Genomic DNA, 16,901 nt, shown 5'->3' with positions numbered 1-16,901 from the left:
GACCGGCCGGGGGATACCGCAAAGGGGGCAATACCATGGGCAAGTTGAAAGTCGTGACCAGGCTGGCATTGGGCTTCGGCCTGATTCTCGTGTTTCTGCTGGGCATTTCCGTGTTGGGCATGGTGGGCATGTCGCGCATCAACGATGCCCTCACCGACATCACCGCCGTCAACAACGCCGAGACCAGGCTGGTCAGTGCCATGCGCAATGCGCTGAGCCAGCGTGCCCTCGCCATCCGCAACATCGCCTTGCTGGACGACCAGGAAGGCATGCGAGTCGAAGCGCAGACGCTGGCACGCCAGGAAAAGCTCTATGGCGATGCTCGTACGACGCTGGAAAAGATGTTTGCCACCGAAGCCGCCACCACCGATCGGGAGCGCAATTTGCTGGCGCAGATCAAGGCCGATGAAGCCGCAGCCGTACCGCTCATGGCCAAGGCCTTGCAGCTGGGCCTGGATAACAAGCCGGCCGAAGCCATCAAGGTGCTTATCGGTGAAGTGCGGCCCAGGCAGCAGGCCTGGATCAAGTCGCTCACCGACCTGTCCGAGTTCGAAGAACAGCTCAATGACGAGGCTGCCACCAGCGCCCGCGCCACCTATGAATGGCTGCGCGGCATCATGCTCAGCGCCGTGGCGCTGGCCTTGCTGGTAGGTGTGGTGGCGTCGACCATGATCGCCCGCAGCATCCTGCGCCAGCTGGGCGCCGAACCTTCCGAAGCCCAGGCCATCGCGCGCGACATCGCCAGTGGCGACCTGACGGCCACGGTGCGACTGCGCGAAGGCGACGGTTCCAGCCTGATGGCGTCCATCGAGCAGATGCGTCACCAGTTGAACGTGATCGCCCACGGCATCAAGTCGGCCGCCGAAACCATCTCGGTGGCCAGCGGGCAGATCGCGCAGGGCAACTTCGATCTGTCCCAACGCACCGAGGAACAGGCCGCCTCGCTGGAAGAGACCGCCGCCAGCATGGAGGAGCTGACCACCACCGTGCGCCAGAATACCGAGCACGCGGGTGAGGCGCTGCGCCTGGCCAGCGGTGCATCGCAGACCGCCAGCGCCGGTAGCGAAGCCTTCGATCGCGTGGTACAGACCATGGACCGGATCTCCGCCAGCTCGGGCAAGATGGCCGACATCATCAGCGTCATCGAAGGGATCGCCTTCCAGACCAACATCCTGGCCCTGAACGCGGCCGTGGAAGCGGCCCGTGCCGGCGAGCAGGGACGGGGCTTTGCGGTGGTGGCCTCGGAAGTGCGTTCGCTGGCCCAGCGCAGCGCGGTCGCGGCCAAGGAGATCAAGGACCTGATCGGCGAATCGATGGCCCACGTGGGCGCCGGGTCGCAACTGGTGGCCAGCGCCGGACAGCAGATGGGCGCGATCGTGGACTCGGTACAGCGTTTCGGTGAAATCATGAACAGCATCGCCACCGCCACCCAGGAACAGGGCAGCGGTATCGAGCAGATCAACACCGCCGTGGTGCAGATGGATCAGGTCACGCAGCAGAATGCGGCGCTGGTGGAGGAGGCCAGCGCGGCCGCGCAGTCGCTGGCGCAGCAGGCCAGCGGCTTGCTGAAGGTGGTCTCGATCTTCAAGATCCGTCAGGACAAATCGCTGACGACGATGCAGGACCAGGCCGCCATGAGCAGGTCCGCGCCGATGCCGGCACTGCGCTGAGCGCAGACGGCGGTGCAGGCAGGAATGCCGATCTGGTAGTGATTTGACGGCTGATCGGGGATCAGCCGTTTTTCATGAGCCCGATGTCGGTGTCGGGCCCGGTTTTAGTTTTACGCTCAGGCCGAAGGGCCGCCTTCATCATCCTCGTCCTTGGGCACGAACACCATGCCGGTCTTGGCGTTGTAATCCATCAGACCGGCATAGCGGCCCCAGGCGATCATGGTCTCGAAGGTCTTTTCCGGATTGTCGTAGGGCAGGGCGCTGCCGATGTCCTTCAACACGCGCTCGGCTTCGATTTCCTCGGCCTCGCCCAGCACCGCCAGGATGATGTGGAAGATGCGCAGCTTGTAGACCTGTTCGGCGAAGATGGCGCGCTGCCCCAGCCGGTCGGCCGCCACGAAGCGGCGCCCGAGGTCAGTGAGGAAGACTTCCTGCTTGGGGGTATCGACCAGTTCCAGGATTTCGGCGGCCTTGACGGTGGCGATGGTCTCGCCGAATTCCTTGCCGATCTCGTCGGAGATGTCGTAGATGTTGTTCAGCTCCGGCTCGTCGTGCAGCAGGCTCATCAGACCCAGGATCTGGCCCACCGGGATCAGCGGGATCGACTCCATGCGCTTGCGGCCACGCGAGATCGGCTCGCCCGGCATGTGCACTTCCGGCGGCAGGTCGGGCAGGGTCAGCGTGGTGATCGCTTCGTGGATGATGTTGACCAGGCGCTGGAATTCCGGGCTCTTGCTGTCGCGCGGGTAGGGCAGCGGGTTTTCCAGCACCAGGCCCAGGCGGCCCGGGCGCGGGAACACCACCACAATGCGGGTGGCCATCTCCACCGCTTCCTCGATGTTGTGGGTGACCATGAAGATCGAGGTCAGGCCGCTGTCCGGTGCGCGCCACAGGCTGATCAGTTCCTGCCGCAGGTTTTCCGCGGTCAGCACGTCCAGGGCGCTGAAAGCTTCATCTAGGCACAGCAGCTTGGGCTTGGACACCAGGGCGCGGGCGATGCCTACGCGCTGGCGCATGCCGCCGGAGAGTTCGCGCGGATAGGCGCTGTGGTAATTGCCCAGGCCGATCAGTTCGATGGCGCGGTCCACCGCCGCGTCACGCTCTTCGCGGGTCGGGTTGTGCGACATCAGGCCTACCGCCACGTTCTGTTCCACCGTCAGCCAGGGATAGAGCGCAAAGGTCTGGAACACCACCGAGGCATCGCGATTGACGCCATAGAGCTGCTTGCCGGCCGCCATGGTGTGACCCGAGCTGGGTTCCACCAGCCCGGTCAGACAGCGCAGGATGGTCGACTTGCCCGAGCCGGACTGGCCCAGCAGGGCCAGCAGTTCACCCTCGTGCACGGCCAGGTCGATGTTGTCCAGCACCTTCAGTTCATGGCCGCCGGCGGTGTTATAGGATTTGCTGACCGCGCACAGTTCGGCGACGGCGGGACGTTGTTGCGGAGAAGTCATGGTCATGGCTGGGCTCAGGATCAATCGAGGCGGAAACGGCGTTCGGCGAAGGCATACAGGCGACGCCAGACAAACTTGTTCATCAGTACCACGAACATCGACATCACACCGATGCTGGCGATGATGAGCGGCGTATCACCGGACTTGGTGACCGCCGAGATATAGGCGCCCAGGCCGTCGGCCTTGAGCGAGACATCGCCCCAGCTGGCCAGTTCGGCCACGATGGAGGCGTTCCAGGCGCCCCCGGCGGCGGTGCAGGCCCCGGTCACCCAGAACGGGAAGATGGCGGGCAGGATCAGGGTCTTCCACAGGTTCCAGCGCGACAGGCCGTACATGCGGGCGGCCTCCTTCAGGTCGTTGGGGATGGCCATGGCGCCGGCGATGACGTTGAAGAGGATGTACCACTGCGTGCCCATGGCGATCAGGAGGATGCTGCCCCAGTTCATGCTGACGTTGCCTGCCACGAACCAGCCCACTACCAGCGGGAAGGTCATGTTGACCGGGAAGGAGGCACCGATCTGTGCCAGCGGCTGGGCGAAGCGGGCGATGTGCGGCTTGGAGCCGATCCAGACCCCCACCGGGGTCCAGATCAGGGTGGCGATCACGGTCATGGCCAGCACCCGCAGCATGGTCAGGAAACCCAGCCACACGATATGCCCGAACAGGCTCCAGCTCATCGCCCCGTGCAGGGCGTCGATGGCGGCCACCAGCCCGCGCAGGGCCTCGAAGATCAGCAGCGCGCAGATCAGGCCGCTCAGGATGCGATGGGTCCAGCGCCGGCGCGCGATGCGGGCCGGGGTGGGAACACCGGGTGACGCCAGCCGATGGCGCGCCAGCCAGTCGGCCAGCGGCTGCCACAGCTTTTCGTCGAGCCAGGTAAAGACATAGGAGCCGCGCAGCAGGTCGAAGACCCAGGACGTCGGTGCCGATCCCGATTCGGTCAGTTCGATCTTGAACTTGTCGGCCCAGGCCAGCAGCGGCCGCCATACCAGCTGGTCGCTGATGAGGATCAACGCCAGCATGGCGATCACCGCCCATAGCGCCGCCGTGTGGTCGCCCTGGTCGATGGCCTGCGCCATGTAGGAGCCCAGGCCGGGCAGCTTCAGGTCCTTGTTCATGACGCTGATGGCCTCGCTCTGCGCCACGAAGAACCAGCCGCCGCCGAAGGACATCATCGAGTTCCAGATCAGGCTGTGGGCCGAGGCCGGCAACTCCACGGTGCGAAAGCGCTGCCAGGCGGTGAGGCGGTAGGTGGTGGCGGCTTCCTGCATGTCGGTCGGGATGGTGACCATGGAATGGTAGAAGCCGAAGGCCATGTTCCATACCTGGCCGGTGAAGATGGCGAAGATGGCAGCGCACTCCACCCCCATCAGGCTGCCCGGGAACAGCGCCATGAAGCCGGCCACCGTGGCCGAGAGGAAGCCCAGCACCGGCACCGACTGCAGGATGTCCAGCGCCGGCAGGATCAACGCCCGCGCCCGGCGGCTCTTGGCGGCCAGGTAGCCGGTGCCGATGGCGAAGAACAGGGAAAAGGCGAAGGCGATCCACATGCGCAACAGGGTGCGGCCGGCGTAATAGGGGATCATGGCCGGCGAGCTGTCGACTTCCAGCTGGTCGGACGGGTCGAAATGCACCAGCATCCCCTTGCCGAAGTGCAAGGCGCTCCACAACAGCCCGAACAGCACCGCCAGCACCAGCGCATCGATCCAGCCGAAGCCAGGCTTGACTTCTTCATAGGCCGTCAGTTGCGGCGAGGTGGTCTTCATTTTCATGGCGATGAGGTGCAATAGCGCTGCAAGGAGTGGTCGGGTTCGCGGATGCCGGTCGTGCGCGATCAGATTCGATCAAACGCCCCCAGGACGGGCGGCGCCACTTTAGCAAAGGAGTCTGACAGTTTCTTGACCAGCTTGCCTGCGATTGTGCAAATGCTCACATCCACAAACGACAACCGGCGCCGGAGATCAGCCCCGGCGCCGGTTCCTGCCACATCTTCCGATGATTGCCGTCAGGCGATATCGGCCTGCACCTCAAGCAGGCTCTGCGGCTGCCGGCTTTCTCGGAATCAGGCTCCACATCGTCAATCCGCTGAGCAGCAGCAAGCCCGCCAGGATATAGAGGGCGATATCCATGTTGCCGGTCCGGGTCTTGACCAGGCCGATCAGCCAGGGGCTGACGATGCCACTGGTGATGCCCACGCTGGAGATGAAGGCAATGCCCGGGGCGATGGCTTGCGCCGGCAACAGGCCCGGGGGTAGCGACCAGAAGATCGGCAGGGCCGCGAAGATCAGGACCGCCGCCAGCGACAGCAGCGCCAGCGAGACCGCCAGGCTGGACGGATGCAGTGTCAGCGCCACCAGTGCCAGCGCGCCGCCGGTGGTGCAGATCAGGAAGTGGCCGTGCCGCTCGTTGCTCCGGTCCGAGTGGCGCGCGATCAACAGCAGGCCGACCGCGCCGATGGCATTGGGGATCACGCTGTAGAGCGAGACCTGCACCACGTCCTTGATGCCGAAGTCGCGGATCATCAGCGGCATCCAGAAGTTCAGCGTCAGCGAGCCGCAGGTCAGGGCGAAGTAGATGAAGGCGAACAGGTAGGTCGGCGGGTGCGCCAGCGCCTGCCGCAATGCCAGCAGCGAATGGGCGCTGACGTGCTGGCTGCGATGCACTTCCTGGCTGTGCCGGGCCAGCAGGAAGCGGCGTTCTTCCACACTGAGCCAGGCCGCCTGCGCCGGGCCGTCGGCCAGCCAGAAGATGGCCAGCAGTCCCAGCACCACCGCCGGTGCCCCCTCGATGGCAAACATCCACTGCCAGCCATACAGGCCCATGACGCCGGCCATGTCGCGCATGATCCAGCCCGAGACCAGCCCGCCCAGTACCCCGGCCACCGCCACTCCGGCAAAGAAGATCGCCATCACCGCCGCGCGTCGTTGCGCCGGGAACCAGTAGCTCAGGTACAGCACGATGCCCGGGAAGAAGCCGGCCTCGAACACGCCCAGCAGGAAGCGCAGCGCATAGAAGTGGCTGGCATCGGTGACCGCCATCATGCCCACCGAGGCCAGTCCCCACAGGATCATGATGCGGCTGAAGGTACGCCGTGCGCCGAAGCGCGCCAGCGCCATGTTGCTGGGGACTTCGCACAGCACATAGCCGACGTAGAACACGGCCGCGCCCAGGCCATACATGGCGTCGCTGAAGCCCAGGTCCTGCTTCATCTGCAATTGCGCGAAGCCGATGTTGATGCGGTCCAGGAAGGAAACGACATAGCAGATGAACAGGAAGGGAATGATGCGTAGCCAGACCTTGCGGTAGACGGCGTCTTCGGTGCTGCCGCCGAGGTCGTCAGCGGGCTGGGCGGCCAGCGTGCCGGCGCCCTGGGATGGGTGGATCATGGTTGTCTCCGTTGTCAGGCGCCTGTGCCGGCGCTCTTGGGGATGTGGAAGGGGTGAGTGCTCAGGCTGCCGCGACGGTGGCCGGGGTCACGCTGGCGCGGGCGCGCTGCATGGCTTCCAGCAGGACGTCGTGGCCGCCGATGTGATTGCACAACAGCAGGATCAGGCGGGCATTGACGGCCTGGCTGGTGTCGTCATCCAGGTCACGGTGCATGGCGATCAGGGCTTCATAGAAATCGTCCGGTCGCGCCAGGTTGGGCGAGGTATTCAGGATCATGGTGTTTTCCTTGGTCGATGTAGGCTCGGGGTTGGGATCAAAGGTCTCGGGGGGGATCGGGGGTTGTGGACTCTCAGGCGGCATCCTTGACGGCGATGGCATCGCCGCTGCCGGCATGGCCGGTCGCCCGCCACAGGGCCTGCAGGATGGCGAGCACATCGATGTCACGCCAGCGCGCGCAGACATGCTGGTCGGGGCGGATCAGGTAGCAGCCGGGCGCACTGGCATGCGCGGGCATGTCGTAGCGCCGGGCGGCCAGACCTTCGATGTCGTGGACCTGGGTGGCCACCGCGCCCATGCTGTCGAGGGCCTGGCAATCCGACGGCGTGGCCGGTGTTGCGCTGATGAACAACAAGCGCAGCGGCAGTCGGGCCTGCGTCATGCCGGCCAGTTCCTGCAACTGTGAAGGCGCCAGGTTGGCAGCAGGGGCGAAGATCATCAACACGAAGCTGTCACCTAGATGCCGCAACAGCCAGTCGCGGCCGTCGTTGCTGTCGGTACCACTGGTTCCATTGGTTCCATTGGTGCCACCCAGCGGCGCATCACAGCAGGCTGCCCCGGGCTGCATGCCGGCGCTGAAGGATGCGTGGTCACCGGTGTTGAGCGGCGAGGCGTGCAGCGTGGCCGGCAGCGACAGCCGGCCGCTGTTGACCAGCCTGCGCGCAAAGTCGTGCTCGCGCGCCAGGTCCAGCACGGCGTCTCGGAAGCGCCGGCTCACACTGCTCTTGGGCGTGATGAAATCGGTGGAGCGGGTGGAATTGAGCAGGTTTTCATCGGCCGCGAATTCACGTTCGTCGGCATAGCTGTCCAGCAGGCTTTCCGGCGCCTGGCCCTGCAGCACGCAGGCCAGCTTCCAGGCCAGGTTCTCGGCATCCTGGATGCCGCTGTTGGCACCACGCGCGCCGAAGGGCGAGACGCAATGCGCGGCGTCGCCCAAGAACATCACGCGGCCATGGCGAAAGCGCGCCATGCGCACGCAGGCAAAGGTGTAGACGCTCACCCATTCCAGCGAGAACTGTACCTCCGGCCCCAGCAGGGCACGCACCCGGGGGATCACCTTTTCCGGTGTCTTCTCCAGCACCGGGTCGGCATCCCAACCGAGCTGGAAGTCGATTCGCCAGACCTCATCCGGCTGGCGGTGCAGCAATACCGACTGGTTGGGATGGAAGGGCGGGTCGAACCAAAACCAGCGTTCGGCCGGGAAGGGCGCGTCCATCCGGACGTCGGCGATCAGGAAGCGGTCGCGGAAGGTATGGCCCACGCTATCCAGGCCCATCATCCTGCGCAATGGGCTGCGTGCGCCATCGGCGGCCACCACGTAGCGCGCCTTGAGGCGGTAGCTGCCCTCGGGGCTGTCCACGGTCAGCGTTTCGTGGTCGGCATGGTGTTCGATGGCGCTGACCTTGCTGCTCCAGCGGATGTCGATGTCGGGCAGGGTTTGCGCCTGTTCCAGCAGATAGCCCTCGACGTAATACTGCTGCAGGTTGATGAAGGCCGGGCGGGCGTGGCCGCGTTCGGGCAGCAGGTCGAACTCATAGACCGGCTGGTCGCGCAGGAAGACCTTGCCGCGATTCCAGCCTACGCCCTTGTCCACCATGCGCTGGCCGCAGCCGAGGCGGTCGAAGATATCCAGCGTACGCTGGGCGAAGCAGATCGCCCGCGAGCCGGTGGACAGGGTATTGTCGTCGTCCACCAGCACCACCTTGATGCCCTGGCGGGCCAGATCGATTGCGGTGACCAGGCCGACCGGGCCGGCTCCCACGACCACCACCGGATGGATAGGAGCATGGCCGGGCCGGGTCTGTTCGGCGCAGGGTTGATAGGGGAAGCGTTGTTGCTGGTAGTCGATGGCCGCAGTGTCGAGGCTAGGGATATTGTTCATGTCGGTCTCCTCTCTCCCTTTGCTCAGGCCTGCAGCGCCGTCCACATCTCCTTGTCGCGCGCGGCGGTCCAGATGCGCGGGTGATGGATGCCGGAGGCTTCGTCATAGGCCCGCGTGACATCGAAGGGCAGGCAGTGCTCGTAGATGAAGACCTGGGCGAACTTGGGGTCCATCAGCGTGCGGGCATGGGCCATGGCTTCCTTCAGGCCCATCTTCGCGGCCACTGCTTCGCGCCCGGCGCGTAGCAGGGTGGAGACGAAGTCGCGGGTATAGGCGATGCCCTGCTCGACCTGTTCACGCCCGCGCAGTGCGGGTCCGCGTCCCGGCACCAGTGCCTCGGCCTGTAGCGCCGAGAGAGCATCGAGGGTGGCCGGCCATTGTTCCAGCTGGGCGTCGCCGCAATAGCAGGCGGCGTCGTACTCCACCAGGTCGCCCGAGAACAACACCTTCTGCCCGGGAATCCAGACCACCGTATCGCCCTTGGTATGGCCCGCGCCCAGGTGGGCGATCTTCACTTCCAGCTTGCCCATGAAGAGGGTCATCTCGCGTTCGAACACCATGGTCGGCCAGGTCAGGCCGGGTACCGTCTCCACCCCGGCGAACAGGCGCGGGAAGCGTTCGATCTCGGACTTCATGTCGGCCTCGCCGCGTTCGGAGATCATTTCGAAGGTGCCGCGGCTGGCGATGACCTGCTCGCAACCTTCCTTCAGATAGGCCGACGCGCCCAGCACCCGCACCGCGTGGTAGTGCGACAGCACCACGTACTTGATGGGCAGGTCGGTGATGCTGCGGATGCGCGCGATCAGGTCCTGCGCCATGGCCGGCGTGGCGGTGGTGTCGATGACCATGACGCTGTCGTCGCCAATGATGACGCCGGAGTTGGGATCGCCCTCGGCGGTGTACGCGTAGGCGTTTTCCGAGATGCGTTCAAAGGTGATTTTCTTGGCGTCAAGATCCGCCTGGGATGCAAATGCCTTGGCCATGTCTGCCTCGTTCAAATAGGTGGGACGTACATGGACATGGCTTGCGCCATCAGGGGATGTCTCCGTCCACGCCGTCATGGGTCAATGGGGGTCAAACGTTCTTGTTGTTGCCTGGAGTGAGCAGGGTGATGGCATCTTAGTCAGCAGAATATGATTAGTCAATGTCAAATCTGCTTGTTATGTACTAATGCCAGTTTTGTTTGCTCGCCGACATCCCGCGTTCTTGCCATGGCGACATGGATTAGAATCCCGACCTGGCGCAGTGTGGCGTGGGCGCTGATGTCCGGTCCGAACTGGGCTTGCCTGCCGCTGTGCCCTTGTGCATTTTCAGTGTTCGATTTTCTCCATGACCCAACGGAATCCCCGATGAGTGCAAGCCCCGTCAAGCCCCAGCGCGGCATCCAGAGCGTGGAAGTGGCCGGTCGGCTGTTGCAGGCCCTGGCCCAGACCCGCCAGCCCATGCCGCTGGTCGAACTGGCGAGCGCGGCTGCGCTGTCGTCGGCACAAGCCCACACCTATCTGGTCAGCCTGTTGCGGCTCGGCTTGATCAAGCGCACCCCGGCAGATGGTCGTTACGAGGCCGGCCCGCTGGCGCTGCGTCTGGGCATGGCGCGCCTGGCGCAGGAGCCGGCCTACCAGCTGGCCTTGCCGCAGGTGCAGCAACTGAGCGAAGACACCGGCCTGAGCGTGGCGCTCACCCTGCCTACGCCGGAAGGCCCGACCATCGTCCACTACGCCCACGCCGGCAAGCCGCTGCATGTGAACCTGCATGTGGGGACCGTGATGGCGCTGGCCGATACCGCCACCGGCCGCACCTGCTGCGCCTTCCAGCCGGTGACCGCATGGCAGGCGCAATGGGAGGCCCAGCATCCCGGCGCGCCCAGGTCGCAATTGAAGCAATTCCTTGAAACGCTGGATGCCATCCGCAAGCGCGGCATGGAACGTGCCGTCGATGTCCCCAGTCCGGGCGTGACCAGCCTGTGCATGCCCTTGCTGGATGCGGCCGGCCAATTGCAGCTGCTGGTGACCGTGATCGGCACAAGCGGCGTCATCGATGCCGGCTGGCGCGGTGCCGTGGCGCGTCAGTTGCGCATCTGCATCGAGGCCATCGGTCACACGCTGGCCGGTGCCGGCGGGGAGTGCACCGCATGACGCGCCTGCACGACATGCCCCACGAAGCCGATGAAGCCGATGACGGCGCCAAAGCGCAGGCGCAGCGCGGCATCCAGTCGCTGGACAGCACCGGCGCCCTGCTGGAAGCCCTGCTGGAAGCGGCCCATCCGCTGCCACTGGGCGACCTGGCGCGACTGGCCGGCATGCCCGCGGCCAAGGCCTTCCCGCATCTGGTGAGCCTGCAGAAGATCGGCCTGCTGGCGCGTGATGCCCAGGGCAATTTCTTCCCCGGGCCATTGAGTCTGGAACTGGGACTGGCGGCCCTGCAGCGCCTCTCACCGTTGCGCGAGGCCGAGGCCGAAGTGGCGCCGCTGGTCGAGGCGACCGGCCTGTCGGTGGCGCTGGCGGTATTCGGCCCGCTGGGGCCGACCGTGGTGCGGCTGGAAGAATCCTCGCGCCCGCAGCACGTCAGCCTGCGTATCGGTACCGTGCTATCGATGGTGCATACCGCCATCGGTCGCGTCTGCGCAGCCCATCAGCCAGCCGACACGCTGGCCGGCGCGCTGGCGATGGATGCGATCCGCATGGAAGGCGTGCAGGCCGACACCGTCCTCCATGGCGACGGCGCACTGCGTCATGACTACGCAGCGCGCCTGCGCCAGATCCGGGCGGACGGCATGGACCAGGCACTGGGGCGCCCGGTGCCGGGCATCAATACACTGGCCGCACCGGTCTTCAACCATGCCGGCCAACTGGCGCTGGTGATGGCGGTGATGGGCAGCAGCGGCAGCTACGATACGGACTTTGCAGGCGAAGTGGGGCAACTGCTGGCGGCCTCGGCGCGCCGGGTGTCGTGGCGCCTGGGTGCGATCGACACCGGAGCAGGGGCGGTGCCCGGCCGTTGAAGCCGGCAGCTTTCAGGAGCTGGTGCTGCGGTTTTCCAGGATGGCCTCGACCCGTCGTGCCAGCGTTTCCAGCTTGAACGGCTTGGTCAGCAACTGCATGCCCGGCTGCAGATGGCCGTTGCCGAAGGCTGCATTTTCCGCATAACCGGTGATGAACAGCACCTGCAGGCCAGGGCGTGCCGCCCGCGCCGCATCAGCCACCTGGCGACCGTTGAGACCGCCCGGCAAGCCGACGTCGGTGATCAGCAGGTCAATGCGGGCCGATGACTGCAGGATACGCAGTGCCGCTGGACCATCCTCGGCCTGCAGCGTGGCATAGCCGGCGTCATTGAGGACTTCGGCCGTGAGCATGCGGATCGAGGCCTCGTCATCCACCACCAGCACCACCTCGCCACTGCCTGCGGCCTGGTGCGCCTCGCTGGTCTCAGGCTCTTCGCCCTCGGCTTCCAGATCATGGCGCGGCAGGTAGAGCGAGACCGTGCTGCCCTGGCCCACTTCCGAGTACAGACGCACCTGCCCGCCCGACTGGCGCGCAAAGCCATACACCATCGACAGCCCCAGGCCGGTACCCTCGCCGATGGGTTTGGTGGTGAAGAAGGGATCGAAAGCCCGCGCCAGCACATCCGGCGGCATGCCGGTTCCGGTGTCGGTCACCGAGATGCAGACATACTGGCCCGGCGGCAGGTCACGTTCCTGCGCCCATTTGTCCTCCAGCCACTTGTTGGCAGTCTCGATGGTCAAGCGTCCACCGCCGGGCATGGCGTCGCGTGCATTGATGCACAGGTTCAGTAGCGCGCTTTCCAGTTGCGGGCCATCGACGAAGGTCGGCCACAGGCCGACTGCGCCGACCACTTCCAGCGTGATGGCCGGGCCGATGGTGCGGCGGATCAGGTCTTCCATCCCCGCCACCAGGGTATTGACGTTGGTGGGCCGTGGCGCCAGCGTCTGCCGACGCGCGAACGCCAGCAAGCGTTGCGTCAGCGAAGCGGCGCGTTGTGCGCTGCGCGCCGCCAGGTCGATGTAGCGGAACAATTCATCACCGCGCCCCTGCACCAGGCGCACGCGCATCAGATCCAGGCTGCCGGTGATGCCACCCAGCAGGTTGTTGAAATCGTGGGCCAGGCCGCCAGTAAGCTGCCCGATGGCCTCGATCTTCTGCGAGTGGCGCAGCGCCTCCTCGGTCGCCATCAGTTCCTGGGTGCGGGCGCTGACCTGGGCTTCCAGCGATTCATTGATCTCGCGCAGGCGTGCCTCGCTGGCCGCCAGGGCCTGCTGGTTGTGGATGCGTTCGAAGGCGGCGCGGGTCTGCTGGCTGACTTCCCGCACGATGGCCAGTTCGTTGTCGGTCCAGGTGCGCGGCGCATGACTGCTGACGTAGACGATGCCCACCAGCTCGCCCTGTTCGATGATGGGAACATCCATGAAGGCCGCCACCCCCAGCGCCAGGTGCTGCTGCGCGATGGCGGCGGTGCGCGCGTCGCGGGCGACGTCGCCCACCAGCACCACGCTGCCGCTACGCAGGGCGCGACTGATGCGCTGCTGGTCATGCAGGGCCAGTGCCTCGCAATTGTCGGCACTTCCCTGGAAGCACCAGTCGCCTTCGACCTGGGCTTGCTGTTGCGGCCCCAACGAACGGTAGCTGACCCAGCGGGCGCTGAGCGTCTCTCCGATGATGTGGGCGGCAGCCGTAGCGATGGCCGACGGTGATTCGGCAGCGCGGATCGCTTCGGCCAGGCGGAACAGCGCATGCTGGCGGGCTTCGCTGTTCTTGCGGTCGGTGACGTCGCGGGTGGTGCCGGCCACGGCCTCGACTTCGCCATCCGGACCCAGCACGGGGAAGATGATGTAGTCGTAGATGCGGCGTCCGAAGGTGCCGTTGAAGGGCACATCGCCGCGCACCGGGCGCTTGGTGGCGCGCACCTGCTCGATCTCGCGGCTGTGCATCTCGGCATGCCAGGGCTCGTAGCCCAGCTCCAGGCAGGTCTTGCCGATGGCCTCGTCCCAGCTCTTGCCCCACATCTGCAACAGCACCCGGTTGGCGTAGGTGAAGCGGTGATTCAGGTCCCAGGCATAGGCCAGGTCGGGCGTGGTGGACAGGAAGCTTTCGTAGAAGCGCCGACGTCGTTCGGAATCATCGGTCAGGCGCGCCAGTTCGGCCACCGCTTCCTTCTGCGCGTGGATATCGGTGGAGGTGCCATACCAGTGCAGGATGGTCGTGCCATCAGCGGCCAGCTGCGGCTTGCCGCGTGTGAGGAACCAGCGATACTGGCCCTGCGCATTGCCGATGCGGTGTTCCACCGACAGTTCGCAGCAGGTATGACGGGCGTGCTGCCAGGCCTGCGCGGTCAGTACGCGATCATCGGGATGGACGTGGCGTGCCACCAGCGCATCGAAGCTGCCCAGGCTGTCCTCGGCCGCCGTGTTGCCGACATGGGCGTGCCACTGGTCATTGACGAATTCCAGATCGCCCAGGGCATTGGTGATCCACACGATCTGCGGGATGGCGCTGGTCATCAGCTGGAAGCGGGTCTCGCTCTCATGCAGGCGGCGCTCGGATTGTTGCTGCTGTTGCTGCTGTTGCTGGCGGGCACCGGCGCGCAGGCTCACCGACAGGCCCTGCGTGCCGGCACTGCAGATCACTTCGTAGGATTGCGCCTGGCCCGGTGGGGTGAACAGGAATTGCCGGCTCTGGCCATCGGCCAGGCTGGCGCGCAATGGCGCTTCCAGTGCGCTGCCCACCAGCGCCGGGCAGACCTGCCAGATCAACTCCCCCGTCACCGTCCCCGCCGGCGCCGCCAGCAATGTCATGGCGGCTTCGTCGATGAAAACCACCCGCCATTGCGCGTCGACCGCCAGAAACGCCGCCGGCACGGCGACCGACGGTACCGGCGATCGGGCGATGGGAGGCTGTGGAGCGGCATGGGAGGGGAGCATGGACATGGCACACCTTGATTTCTGGTTACGCCAGATTGTAGATGAGCCTTTGGCCGAACGATGTAGGACAACCCCGCAACTTGCAGCTCGACGCTGGTGCCGGGATAACTTGCGCTGCTGCATGGATGACGGCACCAGGACGCGGCAACAGGCTTTCCTGCGGGTATTGTTGTAAGCCGGAAAGCCGCACGGTATCAGGCATTTCCTGATCTTGGCGGTGACCGGTCGCGGCTATAATAGCTGACCGAATGACAACATAACGATGGCCGCCATCTCGCTACCCATCCCGCCCGCTGTGCGGGCTGATGCGCACGATGACACGGCACGGGGTACAGGATGGCTCCCTCCGCATTGATGAGCATGGTGCGCCGCTATTGGCGCGTGAACTACGATCAGCCGGAACTGCTGATCGCGCAGTACCGGGCCTTCTCCGGGAAGATGCCCATGATGTACCTGATCCTGCTGATCAACAGCTGGGCGCTGGCCTATACCTATCTGGATCTGGCACCGCACTGGCTGGGGCTTTATTTCCCGGCCCTGCTGACGGTGCTGTGCGCCACCCGGCTGAGCTTCTGGTGGCGTGGCCGCCACGTCGACCCGACACCGGGCATGGCCGCCCGGGCGCTCAAACGTACCAATTTCCTGGCGGCCCCCATCGCCCTGGGCTTTTCCTTGTGGTCGGTGATGCTGTTCCCCTACGGCGACAGCTATGCCCAGGCGCATGTGGCGTTCTACATGGGCATCACTGTCATCTGCTGCATCTTCTGCCTGATGTATCTGCGTTCGGCGGCGCTGTCGGTGGCCCTGATCGTCAACGGCATCTTCACCGTCTTTTTCATCTCCACCCATGTGCCCGTGTTCGTGGCGGCGGCCCTCAACGTGGTGCTGGTGACCATAGGCATGCTGGCCATCGTCAACAGCCACTACAGCGACTTCACCCGCCTCATCGATGCCCAGGTCAAGACCGCATTGCTGAGCGACGAAAACCTGCGCCTGGCCAATCTGGATTCACTCACCGACATCCCCAACCGCCGCAAGTTCTTCTCCCAGCTGGACCACATCTGTAGCCGCGCCACCGCCTCCGGCCAGCGTTTCGCGGTGGTCATCCTGGACCTCGACGGCTTCAAGGCGGTCAACGATCTGTACGGCCATACCCATGGTGACCAGTTGTTGAGGGAGGTGGGGCAACGCCTCTGGGCGCTGTGCCAGGACGAGCGTTTCCACCTGGCGCGCCTGGGCGGCGACGAATTCGCCGTCATCATCGATGACGACCTCGGCGACGCCGCCCTGCAGGCCTTCGGCACGCGCATCTGCGCCGCCTTGCGCCGGCCTTTCATGCTCTACAAGGCCACCGTGCAGATTGCAGCCTCGGTAGGCGTGGCCACCTTTCCGGACATGGCGGTCGATGCCACCTCCCTCTACGAGCATGCGGACTATGCGCTCTACCAGGGCAAGCGCGAGCGACGCGGCACCATCACGCTGTTCTCCGAGCGCGACAAGGCACAGATCCAGCGCAACGCCAATATCGAACAGGCCTTGCGGCTGGCTGATTTCGAGCGCGAGCTGTCGGTGTTCTTCCAACCCATCGTACGCCTGGATGATTGCCAGCCCATCGGCTTCGAAGCCCTTGCACGCTGGCACAGCGCCACCAAGGGCGCCGTTGCGCCGATCGAATTCATTCCCGCTGCCGAGCGCATGGGCATCATCAACCAGCTGAGCGTGATTCTGCTGAAGAAGGCATTGCAGGCGGCTGCATCGTGGCCGCCGTCGCTGCGCCTGTCGTTCAACCTCTCGGCCAACGACATCAACACCAGCGAGGGGATGGCCGAGGTCGTCAAGGTCATCACCAGTTCAGGCTTCAGCCCCTCGCGCCTGGACCTGGAAATCACCGAGACCGCCGTGCTGCAGGACCTGGAGAAATCGCGCCAGCTGGTCTCAGCCCTGCGCGAGCTCGGCTGTGGCATCACCCTGGATGATTTCGGTACCGGCTATGCCAGCCTCAGTCACCTGCATGCCCTGCCGCTGACCCGCATCAAGATCGACAAGAGCTTCGTGGCCGATATCGAACACAACGAAGTCAGCTACAAGATCGTCAAGTCCTTGCTGGCGCTGACCCACGACATGGAGCTGGCCTGCGTGGTGGAGGGGGTGGAAACCCCGCAGCATCTGCAACGCCTGCGCGAACTGGGTGCCACGCACGGCCAGGGCTACCTGTTCGCCATGCCGCTGGCCAGCGATCAGGTCCAGGCCTGGCTGCAGTCGCAGGCGACCTAGCCGCCTGCCTGGGCAAGCTCACT

General features: G+C 65.2%; 11 protein-coding genes. 4 read left to right on the top strand and 7 right to left on the bottom strand.

What is annotated here, in order from left to right; genetic code table 11:
* Positions 1-35: 35 nt before the first annotated feature.
* Positions 36-1,670, top strand: a complete 1,635-nt coding sequence (locus ACEOAC_RS22605; protein WP_413444652.1) for a methyl-accepting chemotaxis protein — start codon at positions 36-38, stop codon at positions 1,668-1,670.
* A gap of 116 nt (positions 1,671-1,786) precedes the next feature.
* On the opposite strand, the gene ACEOAC_RS22600 is transcribed toward ACEOAC_RS22605, so the two are convergent.
* The 6 genes from ACEOAC_RS22600 to ACEOAC_RS22575 all read right to left on the bottom strand — a co-directional run bounded on the left by ACEOAC_RS22600 (position 1,787) and on the right by ACEOAC_RS22575 (position 9,652).
* A complete protein-coding gene (locus tag ACEOAC_RS22600; protein WP_006461896.1) occupies positions 1,787-3,130 on the bottom strand; it encodes a nitrate/sulfonate/bicarbonate ABC transporter ATP-binding protein in 1,344 nt (447 codons plus the stop codon).
* A gap of 14 nt (positions 3,131-3,144) precedes the next feature.
* Positions 3,145-4,890: an ABC transporter permease gene (locus tag ACEOAC_RS22595; RefSeq protein ID WP_413444654.1), complete on the bottom strand. Its 1,746-nt coding sequence runs from the start codon at positions 4,888-4,890 to the stop codon at positions 3,145-3,147.
* Positions 4,891-5,151: 261 nt separating this feature from the next.
* A complete protein-coding gene (locus tag ACEOAC_RS22590) occupies positions 5,152-6,510 on the bottom strand; it encodes an MFS transporter (RefSeq protein WP_413444651.1) in 1,359 nt (452 codons plus the stop codon).
* Between the two features lie 61 nt (positions 6,511-6,571).
* A complete protein-coding gene (locus ACEOAC_RS22585) occupies positions 6,572-6,787 on the bottom strand; it encodes a DUF2783 domain-containing protein (RefSeq protein ID WP_241813014.1) in 216 nt (71 codons plus the stop codon).
* A 73-nt stretch (positions 6,788-6,860) separates the two neighbouring features.
* The gene (locus ACEOAC_RS22580; protein WP_413444650.1) at positions 6,861-8,669 is read right to left on the bottom strand and encodes an FAD-dependent oxidoreductase; all 1,809 of its coding nucleotides are present in this window, start codon (positions 8,667-8,669) and stop codon (positions 6,861-6,863) included.
* A 23-nt stretch (positions 8,670-8,692) separates the two neighbouring features.
* Positions 8,693-9,652 carry an MBL fold metallo-hydrolase gene (locus ACEOAC_RS22575; RefSeq protein ID WP_182993703.1) on the bottom strand — a complete coding sequence of 320 codons (960 nt, stop codon included), beginning with the start codon at positions 9,650-9,652 and terminating at the stop codon, positions 8,693-8,695.
* A 366-nt stretch (positions 9,653-10,018) separates the two neighbouring features.
* Between ACEOAC_RS22575 and ACEOAC_RS22570 the strand changes: the two genes are divergently transcribed.
* Both ACEOAC_RS22570 and ACEOAC_RS22565 read left to right on the top strand, forming a co-directional pair.
* Positions 10,019-10,804 (top strand): IclR family transcriptional regulator, encoded by a 786-nt coding sequence (locus ACEOAC_RS22570; protein ID WP_413444649.1) that lies wholly within the window; start codon positions 10,019-10,021, stop codon positions 10,802-10,804.
* Positions 10,801-11,670, top strand: a complete 870-nt coding sequence (locus ACEOAC_RS22565; RefSeq protein ID WP_413628589.1) for an IclR family transcriptional regulator — start codon at positions 10,801-10,803, stop codon at positions 11,668-11,670. The genes ACEOAC_RS22570 and ACEOAC_RS22565 overlap by 4 nt, the downstream gene beginning before the upstream one ends.
* A gap of 12 nt (positions 11,671-11,682) precedes the next feature.
* Here the strand turns inward: ACEOAC_RS22565 and ACEOAC_RS22560 are convergent, their stop codons facing one another.
* Positions 11,683-14,610: a PAS domain-containing protein gene (locus ACEOAC_RS22560; RefSeq protein ID WP_413628588.1), complete on the bottom strand. Its 2,928-nt coding sequence runs from the start codon at positions 14,608-14,610 to the stop codon at positions 11,683-11,685.
* Between the two features lie 330 nt (positions 14,611-14,940).
* Here ACEOAC_RS22560 and ACEOAC_RS22555 point away from each other — a divergent pair, with 330 nt between their 5' ends.
* Positions 14,941-16,878: a putative bifunctional diguanylate cyclase/phosphodiesterase gene (locus ACEOAC_RS22555; RefSeq protein ID WP_413444276.1), complete on the top strand. Its 1,938-nt coding sequence runs from the start codon at positions 14,941-14,943 to the stop codon at positions 16,876-16,878.
* The last annotated feature ends 23 nt before the right edge of the window (positions 16,879-16,901 follow it).

The sequence above is a fragment of the Herbaspirillum frisingense genome (genome assembly GCF_047325095.1).
GTDB classification, from domain to species: Bacteria; Pseudomonadota; Gammaproteobacteria; order Burkholderiales; family Burkholderiaceae_D; genus Herbaspirillum; species Herbaspirillum frisingense.
This window is presented reverse-complemented; position numbering and strand designations above follow the sequence as displayed.

Excerpts from the sequence above, each read along its gene's own strand:
- ACEOAC_RS22605 (WP_413444652.1), top strand. The coding sequence starts at position 36 with ATGGGCAAGTTGAAAGTCGTGACCAGGCTGGCATTGGGCTTCGGCCTG.
- ACEOAC_RS22600 (WP_006461896.1), bottom strand. The coding sequence starts at position 3,130 with ATGACCATGACTTCTCCGCAACAACGTCCCGCCGTCGCCGAACTGTGC.
- ACEOAC_RS22595 (WP_413444654.1), bottom strand. The coding sequence starts at position 4,890 with ATGAAGACCACCTCGCCGCAACTGACGGCCTATGAAGAAGTCAAGCCT.
- ACEOAC_RS22590 (WP_413444651.1), bottom strand. The coding sequence starts at position 6,510 with ATGATCCACCCATCCCAGGGCGCCGGCACGCTGGCCGCCCAGCCCGCT.
- ACEOAC_RS22585 (WP_241813014.1), bottom strand. The coding sequence starts at position 6,787 with ATGATCCTGAATACCTCGCCCAACCTGGCGCGACCGGACGATTTCTAT.
- ACEOAC_RS22580 (WP_413444650.1), bottom strand. The coding sequence starts at position 8,669 with ATGAACAATATCCCTAGCCTCGACACTGCGGCCATCGACTACCAGCAA.
- ACEOAC_RS22575 (WP_182993703.1), bottom strand. The coding sequence starts at position 9,652 with ATGGCCAAGGCATTTGCATCCCAGGCGGATCTTGACGCCAAGAAAATC.
- ACEOAC_RS22570 (WP_413444649.1), top strand. The coding sequence starts at position 10,019 with ATGAGTGCAAGCCCCGTCAAGCCCCAGCGCGGCATCCAGAGCGTGGAA.
- ACEOAC_RS22565 (WP_413628589.1), top strand. The coding sequence starts at position 10,801 with ATGACGCGCCTGCACGACATGCCCCACGAAGCCGATGAAGCCGATGAC.
- ACEOAC_RS22560 (WP_413628588.1), bottom strand. The coding sequence starts at position 14,610 with ATGTCCATGCTCCCCTCCCATGCCGCTCCACAGCCTCCCATCGCCCGA.
- ACEOAC_RS22555 (WP_413444276.1), top strand. The coding sequence starts at position 14,941 with ATGGCTCCCTCCGCATTGATGAGCATGGTGCGCCGCTATTGGCGCGTG.